The sequence below is a fragment of the Klebsiella sp. 7-CIP_Kleb. genome, assembly GCF_050378655.1.
Lineage (GTDB): Bacteria > Pseudomonadota > Gammaproteobacteria > Enterobacterales > Enterobacteriaceae > Klebsiella > Klebsiella quasipneumoniae.
In genome coordinates, this window is the sequence record NZ_JBNRLJ010000001.1 from 1,224,927 (window position 1) to 1,240,776 (window position 15,850).

A 15,850-nucleotide genomic window follows, 5' to 3' on the forward strand; every position below is an offset into this window, starting at 1 on the left:
TCATTACCCACCCCCCAGCGGCTTTAACTGGAGTTTTTTTATGAAATACGTAGGAGCGCACGTGAGCGCCTCAGGTGGACTGGCCAATGCCGCCATTCGCGCCGCCGAAATCGAAGCAACCGCCTTCGCCCTCTTCACCAAAAACCAGCGCCAGTGGCGCGCCGCGCCGCTCAGCGACGAGACCATCGCCGAATTCAAAGCCGCCTGTGAAAAGTATCACTTTGGGCCCGGGCAGATCCTGCCGCACGACAGCTACCTGATTAACCTCGGCCATCCGGTGGAAGAAGCGCTGGAAAAATCCCGTGATGCCTTCATCGATGAGATGACCCGCTGCCAGCAGCTGGGGCTGACGCTGCTCAACTTCCACCCCGGCAGCCATCTGCAGCAGATCCCGGAGGAGGAGTGCCTGGCGCGCATCGCCGAATCGATCAATATCGCGCTGGCCAAGACCGAAGGCGTCACCGCCGTGATCGAAAACACCGCCGGCCAGGGCAGCAACCTCGGCTTTAAGTTCGAGCATCTCGCAGCCATCATCGATGGCGTGGAAGATAAAACCCGCGTCGGCGTCTGCATCGATACCTGCCACGCCTTCGCCGCCGGCTACGACCTGCGCAGCGCCGAAGCCTGCGAGAAGACCTTTGCCGACTTCGAGCGTATCGTCGGCTTTCAGTATCTGCGCGGCATGCACCTCAACGATGCCAAGAGCGCCTTTGGCAGCCGGGTTGACCGTCACCATAGTCTGGGGGAAGGCAACATCGGCCACGACTGCTTCAGCTGGATCATGCAGGACAGCCGCTTCGACGGCATTCCGCTGATTCTGGAAACCATCAACCCGGATATCTGGGCGGAAGAGATAGCCTGGCTGCGGGCGCAGCAGATCGCCGAAGTGGCGTAAACAGAGACATAAAAAAAGGGCCGAACAGTCGGCCCTTTTTTATTGCGGAGAGATTATGCCGCTTTTTCGACTTCCGCTACCTGCGCTTCCGGGCGTTTCAGCACCGCGTAGGAGAGGCCCGCCACCAGCGTCCCGGCGACAATCGCCAGCAGGTAGCCCAGCACTGGCGTAATCGCCCCCGGGATCAGCAGAACAAACAGCCCGCCGTGCGGCGCCATCAGTTTTGCGCCAATTGCCATCGAGATAGCGCCGGTTACCGCGCCGCCGACGATACAGCAAGGCAGCACGCGCATCGGGTCACGGGCGGCAAAAGGAATCGCCCCTTCAGAGATAAAGCACAGGCCGAGAACCAGCGCGGCTTTGCCCCCTTCCCGCTGCCCTTTGTCGAACTTATTGCGGGCAACCAGCGTCGCGACACCCATCGCCAGCGGAGGCACCATACCGGCCGCCATGATCGCCGCCATCGGCGCGTAAGTCTGGGTACTCAGCAGGCCAACGCCGAAGGCATAGGCCGCTTTGTTCACCGGGCCGCCCATGTCGGTACACATCATCGCGCCGAGGATCGCGCCCAGCAGAACCGCGTTGGCGGTGCCCATGGTTTGCAGCCAGTGGGTCAGCCAGGCAAGGATACCGGCGACCGGTTTACCGATCAGGTAGATCATCGCCAGGCCCACGATCAGGCTGGAAACCAGCGGAATGATCAGGATTGGCTTCAGCGCTTCCATACTCTGCGGCAGTTTCAGCTTAGTGCTGATGGCTTTCGCCACGTAACCGGCAAGGAAACCGGCGATGATCCCGCCGATAAAGCCGGAGCCGCCGCTGACCGCCAGCATACCGCCGATAAGACCCGGGGTCAGACCCGGACGGTCGGCAATAGAGAAGGCGATAAAGCCCGCCAGCACCGGCACCATCAGCGCGAAGGCCGAGCCGCCGCCGATTTGCATCAGCGCCGCCGCCAGGGTGTCTTTTACTTCAAACGCTTTGATCCCGAAGGCAAAGGAGAGCGCGATACACAGGCCGCCCGCCACCACCATCGGCAGCATGTAGGAGACGCCAGTCAGCAGGTGGCGGTAGGCGCCCGCCGACTCTTTTTTACCTTCGCCAGCAGCCTGAGGTTTCCCGGAAGGCTGGTACGGTTTGGCTTCCACCACCGCTTTGTCCAGCTCCTGGGCGGTTTTCTTCAGCGCCAGACCGGTGGTAGTGCGATACATCGGCTTGCCGGCGAATTTCGCCAGGTCGACTTCGATATCGGCGGCGACGATCACCAGATCCGCCTCGGCCACCTCTTCCGGGGTGATAGCATTGCCCGCGCCGACGGAGCCGCGAGTTTCCACTTTCACCCACCAGCCGCGTTTTTTCGCTTCGGTTTCAATGGCTTCAGCGGCCATAAAGGTATGGGCAACGCCGGTCGGACAGGCGGTGACCGCGACAATACGTTTCGGTCCGCTGGTGGCCGCCGGGACTGCCGCGGCGGCAGGCGCCGCGTACGGCGTCGCATGGCCCTTGGCTTCGCTCAGGAACAGCTCCGGGTGCGCCACGGCGCGATTAATATCGCCGAGGAAAACCTGTTTGCCGTTCAGCGCGCTGTCAGTGGGCAGCGCCGACCCGAGAACAATCACCAGTTCGGCGTCGTTGGGGTTATCAATCAGTTCAAGGTGCGCTTTTGGCGCGGCGGCGCCCAGCAGGGTTTTCGCCATATAGGCGCGCGCCTGTCCGAGTCCGGCATCAATAATCAGCAGCGTTTTCATTATGCCTCTCCTGCTGTCAATTAAAGGGTTGTAAGTCGACGCGCGCCATCATCGCGGCCAACTGGGTACGGTCGGTGATCCCTACATTGCTCTGGCTGACGGCCAGGGCAGCGACAGCGGTCGCCAGGCGCAGGGTATGTTCGCTGGATTCACGCATCAGCAGGCCGTAAATCAGGCCGCCGACCATCGAATCGCCGGCGCCAACGGTGCTGACCACTTCGACTGAAGGCGGCTTGGCAATCCACTCGCCGGAGGCGTTCACCCACAGCGCGCCCTCTTCGCCCAGGGAAATCACTACGTGAGCGATCCCCTGCTCGCGCAGCGCATGGGCGGCGTCGATAACGTCTTTCATCTCCGGCAGCTTACGGCCAGCCCAGATTTCCAGCTCACGACGGTTCGGTTTCACCAGCCACGGCGCCGCTTTCAGTCCGGCAACCAGCGCTTCGCGGCTGCTGTCGAAAATGATGCACGGGCACTGGCTGCGCAAACGGGTCATCCAGTCGGTAAAGGCCTCCGGGCTGACGCCGGACGGCAGACTGCCGCTGACGCAGACCATATCGAACTGCCCGAGCCAGCTCAGGGAGTCGTTGACGAAGCGTTCCCAGTCGCCCGGGGTCACTTCGAAGCCGGAGAAGTTGAAATCGGTCACTTCGCCATCTTTTTCCGTCAGCTTAACGTTGATACGGGTCCGGCCCTGCACCACCTGGAAACGGTTGGCGATCCCCAGCTCGCTGAACAGCTGCTGAAAGCCATCCTGGTTGTCTTTCCCCAGGAAGCCGCCGACGGTGACGTCAATGCCAAGATCTTTCAGCACTTTCGCCACGTTGATGCCTTTCCCGGCGGCGTGCAGGCCGGTGGTACGCACCAGGTTCACTTCACCGCGCTCGATCTCCGGGGTGAAGCCCACCAGATCGTACGCCGGGTTTAAAGTAATTGTTGCTACACGTCTGCTCATTTATGCGCCCTCCCCAAGGCCTGCGGCGATCGCTTCGCCAATCGCATCCAGCGCTTGTTGCGCATCTTCACCCTGCGCGGTAAAGCGCAGACGGTGACCTTTTTTCACACCCAGCGCCACGACCTTCATCAGGCTACGACCGTTGGCCGGCTTGCCGGAACCGTCGAGGTTAGTGACGGTGACGTCACTGGAAAATTGTTTAATGGTGTTGACCAGCATGGTGCCCGGACGGGCATGCAGGCCATGCTCATTGCGCACCACAAATTCGGCGCTCAGCACATCTTCGGCAATCGCGTCGTCGCTGGTCAGCAGCGCCAGCACGGTGGCGGCGTCGGCTTTCAGCAGATGGTCAGCTTTCTTGTCCAGCAGCAGCTTGCTCAGGCGGTTCAGCACCGCGGTTGGCTGCTCGTCGGTCATCGCCACCGTGACCAGCAGGGAAACCGGCTGATCGTCGCGGGTGAAGGCGGTGGCGGCGCGGCTGACCGCCACGGCGCTGCGCAGATTGCCTTCAGCGCTGTCGTTCAGCCAGATGCCCTGACCGAGGTTCAGCGGCGTATCGTTAATGACGTGGCTAACGAAGGCGGAATCCACCGCTCCTGCTTCTTTCAGACGCGCGGCGTTCAGCGCCTGCAGGGTCAGCAGATCGCTGGCCGCGACGTCAAGACTGAGGGTCTCGTTATCCAGCTTCAGCGCTTCGCTCTGTTTCTCTCCCATCAGCAGCGCACGCAGCTCTTCCGCGGTGGTGGCGGACTGCAGCTGGGCGGCGACGGCGTCATCGCTCAACACGTGGGTCAGCTGACGCAGCAGGCCGAGGTGTTCATCTGAGCTGGCGGCAATCCCGATCGCCACATAGGCGGTCTGCCCTTCGCCCCAGGTGACGCCCTGCGGGAACTGAAACACCTGAACGCCGGTCTTCAGCACCTGATCACGCGTATCCGTCGTGCCGTGCGGGATCGCGATCCCGTTGCCGAGGAAGGTCGAGGTCTGCTGCTCGCGTGCCAGCATGCCGTTCACGTAGCCATCGGCCACGTTGCCGGCGCTGACCAGCGCGGCGGCGACCTGCCGGATGGCCTCTTCTTTATTACCGGCCTGCTGGCCGGGATGAATATCCTGCACAGATAACTGGAACATGGTTCTCCTCTCCTGCTGAATTGAATCGTTTCAGCTAACTTGAGAAAAAAGGCGCCATCTGACGGTGAACGATATGTCGAATGACGCTGAAACGTTTCAAGAATTTTGTACCTTTCTTGCTCAATGCGCAAGGTACGTCAGCGACTTGATTGCAGAACTTAGAGGTACTGCACACTTTTGCTGAAGCCCTGGCGCCTGGCTGGGGTAAGCGTCAGCTTTTTGCTGAACCTTGTATTTTGAAACGCCTTTTTAATTATTCGTGCCATACTACTGTTTATTTTCAGCCAGCAGGCGTAAACTCCGCGCCGTCTCCTGAAACTACAGAAAACCAAACACATGGAAAACCGAAGCGCCGCCCTTCCCCGACGCGGATTCGATGTCACCTCTTCCGCCTTCCTGATCGTCGCCTTTCTGACGGGCATTGCCGGGGCGTTGCAGACGCCGACCCTGAGCCTGTTTCTGACCAATGAAGTACACGTCCGCCCGGCGATGGTGGGTTTCTTTTTTACCGGCAGCGCCGTCATAGGCATTCTGGTCAGTCAGTTCCTCGCCGGACGTTCTGACCGTCAGGGCGACCGCAAGCAGCTGATTGTCGTCTGCTGCCTGCTGGGAGTGCTGGCCTGCGTGCTGTTTGCCTGGAACCGGAACTACTTCATTTTGCTGTTCGTCGGCGTCTTCCTCAGCAGCTTTGGTTCGACCGCCAACCCACAGATGTTCGCCCTCGCGCGCGAGCATGCCGACAAAACCGGCCGCGAAGCGGTGATGTTCAGCTCCATTTTGCGCGCCCAGGTTTCCCTGGCATGGGTGATTGGTCCCCCGCTGGCCTATGCGCTGGCGATGGGGTTTGGCTTTACCGCGATGTACCTCAGCGCCGCGGCGGCGTTTATCGTCTGCGGGATAATGGTCTGGCTGTTCTTGCCCAGCATGCGCAAAGCGAAGGCGGTGGCGACCGGCCGGCTGGAAGCCCCGCGCACGCACCGCCGCGATGCGCTGTTGCTGTTCAGCATCTGCACGCTGATGTGGGGCACGAACAGCCTGTACATCATTAATATGCCGCTGTTTATCATTAACGAGCTGCATCTGCCGGAGAAGCTGGCCGGCCTGATGATGGGTACCGCCGCCGGGCTGGAAATCCCCACCATGCTGATTGCCGGTTACTATGCCCGGCGCTTCGGTAAACGCTTTCTGATGCGCCTCTCCGCGGTGGCTGGGGTGCTGTTTTATGTGGGCATGCTGACGGTGCATACGCCGGGGCTGCTGCTGGCGATGCAGGTGCTGAACGCCATCTATATTGGGATCCTCGCCGGGATTGGCATGCTTTATTTCCAGGATTTGATGCCCGGGCAGGCAGGCGCTGCCACCACCCTCTACACCAATACCACCCGCGTCGGTTGGATCATCGCCGGCTCACTGGCGGGCGTGGTGGCAGAGATCTGGAGCTATCATGCGGTGTTCTGGATTGCGCTGGTCATGGGGATCGCCACGCAGGCCTGCCTGTGGCGGATCAGGGACGTCTAGATAAGGTTGCCCGGCCGGAGCCGGGCAATGGGGATTAATGATCCAGATAGAGATAATGCAGCCAGCTGGTCATGCGCAGCAGCACTTTGCGCATAATCGACACATGGGCAAAATAATCGGTATACACCGCCGCCTGGGCGCTGACACCGTCCGGTAAATGTTCCACTTCCGGATGGGGATCGAGGTCGATCAGCACGTAAATGCCCTCTTTCGCTGCCCCGGCGTTCAGTCCTTGCAGCGCGCCGCTGGCCTGGTAGCTGCCGTCCGGGACGGTCGGCAACACCCGCGATACCTTACCGCTGTAGACGCTGCCTGGCAGACCGTTAAACACCACCTCCGCGCTATCCCCGGCCGTCAGACGCAGGACCGAATTCTGGCGGAATACCGCCACCACCTGGCGCTTTTGCTGGGGAATAAACACCAGCACCGGCTTGAAGGGCAGACGCACCGCGGTCATCCCCGGCCGCGCCAGAAGCTGGGTGACGTAGCCGTCGCTCGGCGCGCGAATCACGGTTTGCGCCAGATTATACTCCGCTTCAAGGATCTGCGATTTCAGGCTGGCAATATTGGCATCCAGCCCGTGGTAGCGTCCGGATACCTGCTCTCGGGCGTTTTGTAATTGCGCTTTCGCCGCCTGCAGTACCGCCGACTGGATCTGCACCTGCTGCCTGGCATGAGTCACATCCTGTTCCGAAAAAGGATTCACCGGCATGGCCGCTCCCTGGGCATAGCGCTGGTAGTCGCGGGTGACCCGGTCGTACTCCGCCTGCGCCTGCTGTACTCTGGCGCTGGCATCGTCAATGGTTGCCTGCTTCGCCCGCAGCGTGGCCTCCTCGGCCGCCAGATCGGCTTTCAGCTTGTTCAGCCGTGCGCGGTAGCGGGTATCGTCGATGCGAAACAGCAGTTCGCCCTTCTTCATTAACACATTGGTTTTACTGGTCACCTCCACCACCTCGCCTGATACCTGCGGCACCATCGGAATGGAGACGACAATTTTTTGCGCTCGCATCGTATAGGGGTGGTTATAGTTCATCGTTAATATTAGTGCACCGACGATCACTATTCCGCCTAATATAGCGGTGGGGATCGTCCATTTATTTACTGGAATGCGAAATATTTTAAACACGCCCCAGGCAATGGCGACATAGCAAAGGATAATTAACAGATCCATATTATTTCTCGCTATTCTCCACCGACGCCTGCTGGCTGTTTTTTAATGCCGCTTCAAGTAACGCAATGCGTTTCTCCAGCTCCGCTCGCTGCTGATGTCCTTCGGTCTGTGAGGCCATCCCCCAGCCACGATCAGGCCGGTACAACGTGGCCCAGATCCACAGAAAAGGCCAGATAGCATGCAGGGTAAACAGGCTTATCCAGCCTGCTACATGAATCGCGTCCTGATGGGGATGCTGGCGTTTTTGCGCGATGTGATAGGGAATATCGTGGATAATAATAACTCCATAAAACAATATGAGAAATACCAGTATTAATACAAACAAAGCAAAATAATTAAGCAGCATGGTGCATATACACTCAGTAAGCCAGCGGGAAGATCGTTATTTTTAATCACGTCGAGAACCACAAAAGAAGCAATAAAACGCACAGATTTCCTTAAATAAACGACTGTTCAACGCAAAGGCCATCATACGTTCAGCGGATCAATAAATCACATGGCAATTCAGCCAAACTGGTATATCATTTTTGATATACTATTAATATCAGACAGCGATAAGATGTTGAAAGACTTTAAAATGGACGAGCTGAGGATCCTCTGCGCCATCGCCGAAACCGCCAGCGTAAGCCGGGCAGCCCAGCGCCTGAATATGCCCCAGTCTAACGTCTCACGGACGCTGACCAGCGTGGAGCGGAAAGTCGGTCTGGCTATTTTTCTGCGCACCGCCAGGGAACTGGTGCGTACCGAGTTCGGCGAGCAATTTATTCACGCCAGCAGCGCCGTTCTTGCGCAGCATGAGCAGCTTATCAACCTCGCCGACCGTTATAAGAACACACTGCAGGGCGTTGTCACCCTTGGCGCGCCCATCGGCATCCACCAGTTTCTCGGGCGCTATATTCTGCCAGCGCTAAGAAAAACGCTGCCGGAGCTGCAGATCAATCTGGTCACCCGCAACGCCAGCGAGCGGGAACAGAAATACGGCGCCATTTTCAATAGCGACTGCGATCTGCTGATAAGCCCCTTTAAGCCACAGAATGAAAACCTCATCGCCCGCCCGTTTACCCGCTTTCGTACCGGCGTCTTCGCCTCCCCGGATTACCTCGCGCAACACCCTATCGCCGAACCGGAGGCGCTGGTGGATCATGAGTGCATCACCCTGCGTATGCTGGGCGGCAGCGACAATATCTGGACCTTCAAAAGCAAAAACGGCAAACCGCTTAATCTCACGGTAAAGGGGGGATTCGTGTGCGATAACACGCTGCCGGCGGTGGAGCTGGCGAAGCTGGGGATGGGGATCGTTTATGCGCCCTACTATTCACTCGCCACCGAGCTGGCGGCAGGACAGTTGGTTCCCTGTCTGAAAAAGGAGCGCTGTATCGATCTGCAGGCCTGGCTTATCTACCAGCGACGGGACATTCTTCCGCTGCGCGTCCAGGCGCTGCTGGACGGCCTCAGCGTCCATATCAAAAACCTGTCTCATTTGCTGCTTTAAGCTCAGGGCGCGGTGGCCAGCTCAAGCGCCAGCAGCCAGGTAATGGCTTCATCACGATGAGTCAAGCACATCTCCGGCGAGGGCTGCAGGCTGGCGCACACCTTCGGGCGCAGTGGGGAACCGAAAATGAGGCACAGATTGTGCTCGGAGAGCTGAATACAGCGAGTGTTGGCCGGCTTGCCCTGCGGCATACCGGGGATCGGCGATGATATAGAGGGGGCGATGCAACATGCGCCACAATCAGTACGACATTCCACAACCCAGCTCCCGAACGCTCATTTTGCGCCACAGCCTAAACGTTTTGCCAGAAGATAGCAAAACTCGCGAATTCCACTTGCCTGAATGCCCGGGCGCGAGTAGTTTTACGCGATATTTTTGACTCGTTAAGTGACAGGATTACTGCAATGCCAAGAGCGAATGAAATTAAAAAAGGTATGGTGCTGAATTACAACGGCAAGCTGCTGATTGTGAAAAATATCGATATTCAGTCACCCAGCGCCCGCGGTGCTGCGACACTGTATAAAATGCGCTTCTCCGATGTGCGTACCGGCCTGAAAGTAGAAGAGCGCTTCAAAGGCGACGATATCGTCGATACCGTGACCCTGACCCGTCGTTTCGTTGACTTCTCTTATGTCGATGGCAACGAATACGTGTTCATGGATAAAGAAGACTACACCCCTTACACCTTCACGAAAGAGCAGATCGAAGAAGAGCTGCAGTTTATTCCGGAAGGCGGCATGCCGGATATGCAGGTGCTGACCTGGGATGGGCAGCTGCTGGCGCTTGAGCTGCCGCAGACCGTGGACCTGGAAATTATCGAAACCGCGCCGGGGATTAAAGGGGCATCCGCCAGCTCCCGCACCAAGCCCGCCACCATGAGCACTGGCCTGGTGATTCAGGTGCCGGAATACCTGACCACCGGTGAGAAAATCCGCATTCATATCGAAGAGTGCCGCTATATGGGCCGCGCGGATTAATCTTCCGTGACGAGTTGACATAAAAAAGGACAGCCGCTGGCTGTCCTTTTTATTATCCCCATTGCCGCGATTACAACAGTTCAGGGTATTTGGTCATCTTCAGCGCCAGCTCCACGCCGCGTACTTCCGCCATCCCCTTGAGACGGCCAATCGCCGAATAGCCTGGGTTGGTTTTCTTGCGCAGATCGTCGAGCATCTGATGACCATGATCCGGACGGAAGGGGATCGGGCGCAGATCGCCGGCCTGCTTACGCCGCTGCTCTTCACGCAGAATCGCATCCACCACCGCCACCATATTAACGTCGCCGCTAAGGTGCGCCGCCTCGTGGAAGGTTTTCGGGTTCGCTTCACGGCAGGTGGAGCGCAGATGGGTAAAGTGGATACGATCGCCAAAGGTCTCCACCATCTTCACCAGATCGTTATCGGCGCGGACGCCATAGGATCCGGTGCACATGGTAAAGCCATTATTAATGCTGTCCACTGTCTCTTTCAGCCACTGCATATCTTCAATGGTCGAGACGATACGCGGCAGGCCAAGGATCGGCCGCGGCGGATCGTCCGGATGCACAGCCAGACGGATCCCCACCTCTTCGCACACCGGCACGATGGCCCGCAGGAAATAGGCCATATTTTCGCGCAGCTGCGCTTTATCGATGTGGTCATATTCCGCCAGACGCGCGCGGAACTGGTCGAGGGTGTAACCCTCTTCCGCCCCCGGCAGGCCGGCGATGATATTGCGGGTCAGTTTCTCAATGTCCGCTTCGCTCATCGCCTTGTAATACGCCTCGGCCTGGCGCTGCTCTTCTTCGCTGTAATCCGCTTCCGCCCCCGGGCGTTTGAGGATATGCAGTTCAAAGGCGGCGAAGGCGATCTGATCGAAACGCAGCGCCCGGGAGCCGTCCGGCAGCTCATATTCCAGATCGGTGCGCGTCCAGTCGAGGATCGGCATAAAGTTGTAGCATACGGTATCGATGCCGCAGGCCGCGAGGTTGCGGATGCTCTGCTGATAGTTGGCAATCCAGGTCGTATACTGCCCGCTGTGGGTTTTAATATCCTCGTGCACCGGAATGCTTTCGACCACCGACCAGGTCAGCCCTTTCGCCGCTAACAGCGCCTGACGCGCTTTAATCTCGTCGACCGGCCAGACCTGACCGTTTGCAATATGGTGCAGCGCAGTGACGACCCCGGTCGCCCCTGCCTGCCGTACATCATCAAGCGATACCGGATCGTTCGGCCCATACCACCGCCAGGTTTGCTCCATCGCTATGCCCTCACAAAAGTTGTTATACCAATAATGGCGACACTCATGACGACTACCATACATGTTTCTCAGCAGGCTGCAAACAGTGCCGGTGCATTGATTGATCCAGCTCACAGTCAGCGGATAATTTCGGCTTACCAATTTAATTTCCTGTCATATAACTTTAGACTGGCAATGTTAATAAGCAGTTAAACAGGTGTGTGAAGAATGACAACAATTGCAACCGCTACGCTACCGGAAAACGTGCAACGTCCTCAGTACGATCGCAGCCAGCTCCGCTCGCGTATTGTCCATTTCGGCTTTGGCGCGTTTCATCGCGCGCACCAGGCGCTGCTGACCGATCGCGTGCTGAATAACATCGGCGGCGACTGGGGGATCTGCGAAATCAGTCTGTTCAGCGGCGATACGCTGATGAGCCAGCTTCGCGAACAGGACCACCTGTTTACCGTACTGGAAAAAGGCGCCGACGGTAATCAGCCCATTATTATCGGCGCAGTGCACGAATGCCTGAACGCCAGGCTCGATTCGCTGGCGGCGATTATCGAGAAATTTTGCGAGCCGCAGGTGGCGATTGTCTCGCTGACCATCACGGAAAAAGGCTATTGCATCGATCCGGCGACCGGCAAGCTGGATCCGACGCATCCGCGCATCGTTCACGATCTGGAAAATCCGACGCTCCCGCAGTCGGCTCCCGGTATTTTAGTTGAAGCGCTGGCCCGCCGCCGGGAACGCGGCCTGCCGCCCTTTACCGTGCTCTCCTGCGATAACATTCCCGATAACGGCCACGTGGTGAAAAATGCCGTCCTCGGCATGGCGGAAAAACGCAGTCCGGCGCTGGCGAGCTGGATCGCCGACAACGTTAGCTTCCCGGGCACCATGGTGGATCGCATTGTTCCCGCCGCCACCGCCGAGTCGCTGGCAGAAATCGCCGCCGTGCTGGGAGTGGAAGATCCCTGCGCCATCAGCTGCGAACCCTTCATTCAGTGGGTAGTCGAAGACCACTTTGTCGCCGGGCGCCCCGCCTGGGAGACGGCAGGCGTGCAGATGACCGACGACGTGCTGCCCTGGGAGCAGATGAAGCTGCGGATGCTCAACGGCAGCCACTCTTTCCTCGCCTGGCTTGGCTATCTGGCAGGTCATGCGCACGTCAGCGACTGCATGCAGGATGAGGTCTTCCGCCGCGCCGCCCGCCAGCTGATGCTTGACGAACAGGCCCCGACGCTGACCATTACCGGCGTCGACCTGGCGGCCTATGCCGACAGCTTAATCGCGCGCTTCAGCAACCCGGCGCTCAAACACCGTACCTGGCAAATCGCCATGGACGGCAGCCAGAAGCTACCCCAGCGCATGCTCGACGGTATTCGCGTGCATCTTGAGCGCGGCAGCCGCTGGCCGCTGCTGGCCCTCGGCGTGGCCGGCTGGATGCGCTACGTCAGCGGCACGGATGATGCCGGTCAGACCATCGACGTGCGCGATCCGCTGGTGGACAAGATCCAGCAGCGGGTGGCGCAGAGCGATGAGCAGCAGCGTGTTGACGCCCTGCTGGGTCTGGAGGAAATATTTGGCCGCGACCTGCCGCGCAACGCCCTGTTTGTCGCCGGGATCCGCGCCGCCTGGCAGCAGCTGGCGATGCACGGCGCCCGCGAGGCAGTTGCCCGCGCGCTCGATTCTTAACAATATTTGCGCTTATGCGGACAGAATTCCCTTCTGTCCGCCTCAGGACTTCTCTTTTCCCTCTTTTTTCGTCAGGATAGGCATAACTGTTACAACATTACATTTATCCTGGAGAAAAGAGTGACCAGAACCAATTTGATCACCGGCTTTCTCGGCAGCGGTAAGACGACCTCGATTCTTCATCTGCTGGCGCAGAAGCCTGCGGATGAAAAATGGGCCGTACTGGTTAACGAGTTTGGCGAAGTCGGGATAGACGGCGCGCTGCTGGCCGACAGCGGCGCCCTGCTCAAAGAGATCCCCGGCGGCTGCATGTGCTGTGTCAATGGCCTGCCGATGCAGGTCGGACTGAACACCCTGCTGCGCCAGGGGAAACCCGATCGTCTGTTGATCGAACCTACCGGACTTGGCCATCCAAAGCAGATCCTCGATATTCTCACCGCGGCGGTGTATGAACCCTGGATCGATCTGCGCGCGACCCTGTGCATCCTCGATCCGCGTCAGCTACTGGACGAGAAAGCGGTCAACAACGACAACTTTCGCGACCAGCTGGCGGCGGCGGATATCATCGTGGCCAATAAAAGCGATCGGGAAACGCCCGAAAGCGCTCAGGCGTTTGCCGACTGGTGGCAACGCTGGGGCGGCGAGCGCCGCCAGGTGTCGGCGACCCAGGGGAATATCGACCTCGCCCTGCTTGATGAACCCCGGCGCAACACCGCCCCACTGCCGGCGAGCGCGGAGCACGCCCATCGCCATCCTCCAACAGCCGGTCTCGCCGCCCTTAGCCTGGCGGAACACCAGCGCTGGCGCCGCCACCTTAACAGCGGCCAGGGCTATCAGGCCTGCGGTTGGATCTTCGACGCGGAAACGGTCTTTGACACCATCGCCCTGCTGGAGTGGGCCCGGCTGGCGCCGGTGGCGCGCGTCAAAGGTGTGCTGCGCATTGCCGAAGGGGCGGTGCGGATCAACCGCCAGGGTGAGGATCTGCATATCGAGACCCTCAGCGTTGCCCCGCCCGATAGCCGCATCGAGCTTATCTCCGCTAATGAAGCCGACTGGAATGCGCTCCAGACCTCATTGTTGAGGCTTCGTTTAAGTTAAGGCGGCTAAGGTTGCCGCCGACTGTCACAAAATCGCAATGGCTATGATGAAAAACCGAATTCCTTTAATCTTGCTGCTAAACATCGCGGGTGTGGCGCTATTTTGCTCCTGGTATCTGCCAGCCAACCACGGCGCGTGGGCGCCTGTTGACTCCGCGATCTTCCATTTCTTTAACCATGGTGTCAGCGTCAGCCGCGCTTACGCCTGGCTGCTGGCGATCATCAACAATCGCGCCTTCGACGCCTGCTCGCTGCTGGCGATGGGGTGCCTGATGCTTAGCTACTGGCTCAAGGCGCCGGCGGCAGGCCGTCGTCAGATCGCCATTATGGGCCTGGTGATGCTGCTGGCGGCGGTGATCATCAACCAGCTGGCGCAGCACCTGATGCCGGTTCAGCGCGCCAGCCCGTCGCTGTTTTTCAGCGATGTGACCCGCGTCAGCGACGTCGTTAACTTCCCCACTAAGGATGCTTCCAAGGACAGCTTCCCCGGCGATCATGGGATGATGCTGCTGATCTTCGCGAGCTTTATGTGGCGCTATTTTGGTCGCCGCGCGCTGGCCGTGGCGCTGGTAATATTTGTGGTCTTTGCTTTCCCGCGGGTGATGATTGGCGCCCACTGGTTCAGCGATATTGCCGTCGGCTCGCTGACCGCCGTGCTGATTGGCGCGCCCTGGGTATTGATGACTTCCCTGAGCGATAAACTGATCGCCTTTTTCGATCGCTACTTACCCGGTGGAATATCAGCCAAATAATGTCTCCGGCAGTCGCCAGACTCATTATCTATAAGGGGACCTTTTGGGTCCCTTTTTTTCAATTGTCCTTTTTTTCTACATCACGTTCATCTTCTTGTCACATTAATCCCGTGACAAATGAAGGAATTGTCTGTTTTTTGCCCGATATTGTCGCTATTTTGGCCTTTCCCGATGATTCACTTTTTGTCACCAAAATACTTATAAGAAATCGCGCAAAACCGCTCGCCATGCGGCGTTTGATAGGGTAATCTCGTTCTCGTTTTGCCTTTTCCGCAACATTAATTCAAGGCGTGAATAAAATTGTGCGTGACTGCACAAATTTAAGCTTAAGGAATTGTCTCATTGCGGATGGGTATTTAGGCTCTAACACGTTTGGCATTTTTATAACGACATTGTCGTTAAGGACAACAAGGGAAAATAAACAGCATGGTCAAATCTCAGCCGATTTTGAGATACATCTTGCGGGTAGCCCCCGCGATTGCAGTAGCGGTTCTGCTTTCCGCGTGTAGTTCAACAAGTACCGCCAGGAATATGCATTCTGAGACGCATGCTGTGGGTAGTGGCGATTTATCATCACTGCAAGCCTCTCAGGATGAATTTGAAACGATGGTCCGTAACCTGGACGTGAAGTCCCGTTTAATGGATCAGTATGCCAGCTGGAAAGGCGTGCGTTACCGCCTCGGCGGCAGCACCCGCAAAGGTATCGACTGCTCGGCGTTCGTGCAGCGCACCTTCCGCGAACAATTTGGTCTGGAACTGCCGCGTTCAACTTCTGAACAGCAGGAAACCGGAAAATCGATTTCCCGTACCCAGCTGCGTACCGGCGATCTGGTTCTGTTCCGTGCCGGTTCTACCGGCCGCCATGTAGGGATCTACCTCGGCAACAACCAGTTTGTTCACGCCTCTACCAGCAGCGGGGTGACTATCTCCAGCATGGATGAGCCATACTGGAAAAAGCGCTACAACGAAGCGCGTCGAGTCCTGAGCCGCTCGTAAACTGTCCTCTACCGCCGCCGGTTATCCCTTGGCTGGAAGCGGGATAAAAAACACTGCCCCGGCAGTGTTTTTTTTTGCCACCTGATTCTGAACGACGCAAAATAAGCTATGTCTTTTAAGTGGGAATGAGAAAAACGACGACTGACAACCCGTTGCTGCGCATCAATAACACGGAAAGACTAT

At 58.2% G+C, this 15,850-nt stretch carries 15 protein-coding genes; 8 read left to right on the plus strand and 7 right to left on the minus strand.

Annotated elements, in window-relative coordinates:
• The first annotated feature begins 40 nt into the window (after window positions 1-40).
• The gene (nfo, locus tag ACQUTI_RS05995) at window positions 41-895 is read left to right on the plus strand and encodes a deoxyribonuclease IV (protein ID WP_023318749.1); all 855 of its coding nucleotides are present in this window, start codon (window positions 41-43) and stop codon (window positions 893-895) included.
• A 53-nt stretch (window positions 896-948) separates the two neighbouring features.
• Here the strand turns inward: nfo and fruA are convergent, their stop codons facing one another.
• From fruA to fruB, 3 genes are read right to left on the minus strand one after another with little or no spacing between them, the layout of a single operon-like run.
• Complete coding sequence (gene fruA, locus ACQUTI_RS06000) at window positions 949-2,643, minus strand: PTS fructose transporter subunit IIBC (RefSeq protein WP_004201641.1); 1,695 nt, start codon at window positions 2,641-2,643, stop codon at window positions 949-951.
• 16 nt (window positions 2,644-2,659) lie between these two features.
• On the minus strand, window positions 2,660-3,598 hold the full coding sequence (gene fruK / locus ACQUTI_RS06005; protein WP_002912941.1) for a 1-phosphofructokinase: 939 nt from the start codon (window positions 3,596-3,598) through the stop codon (window positions 2,660-2,662).
• Entirely contained in the window at window positions 3,599-4,729 is a 1,131-nt protein-coding gene (gene fruB, locus ACQUTI_RS06010) for a fused PTS fructose transporter subunit IIA/HPr protein (protein ID WP_004201642.1), read from the minus strand. It lies immediately after the preceding gene.
• 336 nt (window positions 4,730-5,065) lie between these two features.
• Here fruB and setB point away from each other — a divergent pair, with 336 nt between their 5' ends.
• The gene (gene setB, locus ACQUTI_RS06015; protein WP_048325162.1) at window positions 5,066-6,247 is read left to right on the plus strand and encodes a sugar efflux transporter SetB; all 1,182 of its coding nucleotides are present in this window, start codon (window positions 5,066-5,068) and stop codon (window positions 6,245-6,247) included.
• Between the two features lie 34 nt (window positions 6,248-6,281).
• Here the strand turns inward: setB and ACQUTI_RS06020 are convergent, their stop codons facing one another.
• Together ACQUTI_RS06020 and ACQUTI_RS06025 are read right to left on the minus strand one after the other, a co-directional pair.
• The gene (locus ACQUTI_RS06020; protein ID WP_053810129.1) at window positions 6,282-7,418 is read right to left on the minus strand and encodes an HlyD family secretion protein; all 1,137 of its coding nucleotides are present in this window, start codon (window positions 7,416-7,418) and stop codon (window positions 6,282-6,284) included.
• Window position 7,419: 1 nt separating this feature from the next.
• Complete coding sequence (locus tag ACQUTI_RS06025) at window positions 7,420-7,764, minus strand: DUF3302 domain-containing protein (protein WP_017899321.1); 345 nt, start codon at window positions 7,762-7,764, stop codon at window positions 7,420-7,422.
• Window positions 7,765-7,977: 213 nt separating this feature from the next.
• Here ACQUTI_RS06025 and ACQUTI_RS06030 point away from each other — a divergent pair, with 213 nt between their 5' ends.
• Window positions 7,978-8,910 (plus strand): LysR family transcriptional regulator, encoded by a 933-nt coding sequence (locus ACQUTI_RS06030; protein ID WP_017899320.1) that lies wholly within the window; start codon window positions 7,978-7,980, stop codon window positions 8,908-8,910.
• A gap of 2 nt (window positions 8,911-8,912) precedes the next feature.
• On the opposite strand, the gene ACQUTI_RS06035 is transcribed toward ACQUTI_RS06030, so the two are convergent.
• Entirely contained in the window at window positions 8,913-9,167 is a 255-nt protein-coding gene (locus ACQUTI_RS06035) for a YkgJ family cysteine cluster protein (RefSeq protein ID WP_004201647.1), read from the minus strand.
• Between the two features lie 147 nt (window positions 9,168-9,314).
• On the opposite strand from ACQUTI_RS06035, the gene yeiP reads away from it, so the two are divergent.
• Window positions 9,315-9,887: an elongation factor P-like protein YeiP gene (yeiP, locus tag ACQUTI_RS06040; RefSeq protein WP_002912951.1), complete on the plus strand. Its 573-nt coding sequence runs from the start codon at window positions 9,315-9,317 to the stop codon at window positions 9,885-9,887.
• Between the two features lie 70 nt (window positions 9,888-9,957).
• Here the strand turns inward: yeiP and uxuA are convergent, their stop codons facing one another.
• On the minus strand, window positions 9,958-11,148 hold the full coding sequence (gene uxuA, locus ACQUTI_RS06045; RefSeq protein ID WP_064187884.1) for a mannonate dehydratase: 1,191 nt from the start codon (window positions 11,146-11,148) through the stop codon (window positions 9,958-9,960).
• 207 nt (window positions 11,149-11,355) lie between these two features.
• On the opposite strand from uxuA, the gene ACQUTI_RS06050 reads away from it, so the two are divergent.
• From ACQUTI_RS06050 to mepS, 4 genes are all read left to right on the plus strand, one after another.
• The gene (locus tag ACQUTI_RS06050) at window positions 11,356-12,822 is read left to right on the plus strand and encodes a mannitol dehydrogenase family protein (RefSeq protein ID WP_004201649.1); all 1,467 of its coding nucleotides are present in this window, start codon (window positions 11,356-11,358) and stop codon (window positions 12,820-12,822) included.
• Window positions 12,823-12,942: 120 nt separating this feature from the next.
• Window positions 12,943-13,920: a CobW family GTP-binding protein gene (locus ACQUTI_RS06055; RefSeq protein WP_043520310.1), complete on the plus strand. Its 978-nt coding sequence runs from the start codon at window positions 12,943-12,945 to the stop codon at window positions 13,918-13,920.
• 37 nt (window positions 13,921-13,957) lie between these two features.
• The gene (locus ACQUTI_RS06060; RefSeq protein WP_017899316.1) at window positions 13,958-14,671 is read left to right on the plus strand and encodes a phosphatase PAP2 family protein; all 714 of its coding nucleotides are present in this window, start codon (window positions 13,958-13,960) and stop codon (window positions 14,669-14,671) included.
• Window positions 14,672-15,097: 426 nt separating this feature from the next.
• A complete protein-coding gene (mepS, locus tag ACQUTI_RS06065) occupies window positions 15,098-15,667 on the plus strand; it encodes a bifunctional murein DD-endopeptidase/murein LD-carboxypeptidase (protein WP_004201653.1) in 570 nt (189 codons plus the stop codon).
• The last annotated feature ends 183 nt before the right edge of the window (window positions 15,668-15,850 follow it).

What these genes read in the sequence shown, in the direction of transcription:
- nfo (WP_023318749.1), top strand. Translation starts at nt 41, where the DNA reads ATGAAATACGTAGGAGCGCACGTGAGCGCCTCAGGTGGACTGGCCAAT.
- fruA (WP_004201641.1), bottom strand. Translation starts at nt 2,643, where the DNA reads ATGAAAACGCTGCTGATTATTGATGCCGGACTCGGACAGGCGCGCGCC.
- fruK (WP_002912941.1), bottom strand. Translation starts at nt 3,598, where the DNA reads ATGAGCAGACGTGTAGCAACAATTACTTTAAACCCGGCGTACGATCTG.
- fruB (WP_004201642.1), bottom strand. Translation starts at nt 4,729, where the DNA reads ATGTTCCAGTTATCTGTGCAGGATATTCATCCCGGCCAGCAGGCCGGT.
- setB (WP_048325162.1), top strand. Translation starts at nt 5,066, where the DNA reads ATGGAAAACCGAAGCGCCGCCCTTCCCCGACGCGGATTCGATGTCACC.
- ACQUTI_RS06020 (WP_053810129.1), bottom strand. Translation starts at nt 7,418, where the DNA reads ATGGATCTGTTAATTATCCTTTGCTATGTCGCCATTGCCTGGGGCGTG.
- ACQUTI_RS06025 (WP_017899321.1), bottom strand. Translation starts at nt 7,764, where the DNA reads ATGCTGCTTAATTATTTTGCTTTGTTTGTATTAATACTGGTATTTCTC.
- ACQUTI_RS06030 (WP_017899320.1), top strand. Translation starts at nt 7,978, where the DNA reads ATGTTGAAAGACTTTAAAATGGACGAGCTGAGGATCCTCTGCGCCATC.
- yeiP (WP_002912951.1), top strand. Translation starts at nt 9,315, where the DNA reads ATGCCAAGAGCGAATGAAATTAAAAAAGGTATGGTGCTGAATTACAAC.
- uxuA (WP_064187884.1), bottom strand. Translation starts at nt 11,148, where the DNA reads ATGGAGCAAACCTGGCGGTGGTATGGGCCGAACGATCCGGTATCGCTT.
- ACQUTI_RS06050 (WP_004201649.1), top strand. Translation starts at nt 11,356, where the DNA reads ATGACAACAATTGCAACCGCTACGCTACCGGAAAACGTGCAACGTCCT.
- ACQUTI_RS06060 (WP_017899316.1), top strand. Translation starts at nt 13,958, where the DNA reads ATGGCTATGATGAAAAACCGAATTCCTTTAATCTTGCTGCTAAACATC.
- mepS (WP_004201653.1), top strand. Translation starts at nt 15,098, where the DNA reads ATGGTCAAATCTCAGCCGATTTTGAGATACATCTTGCGGGTAGCCCCC.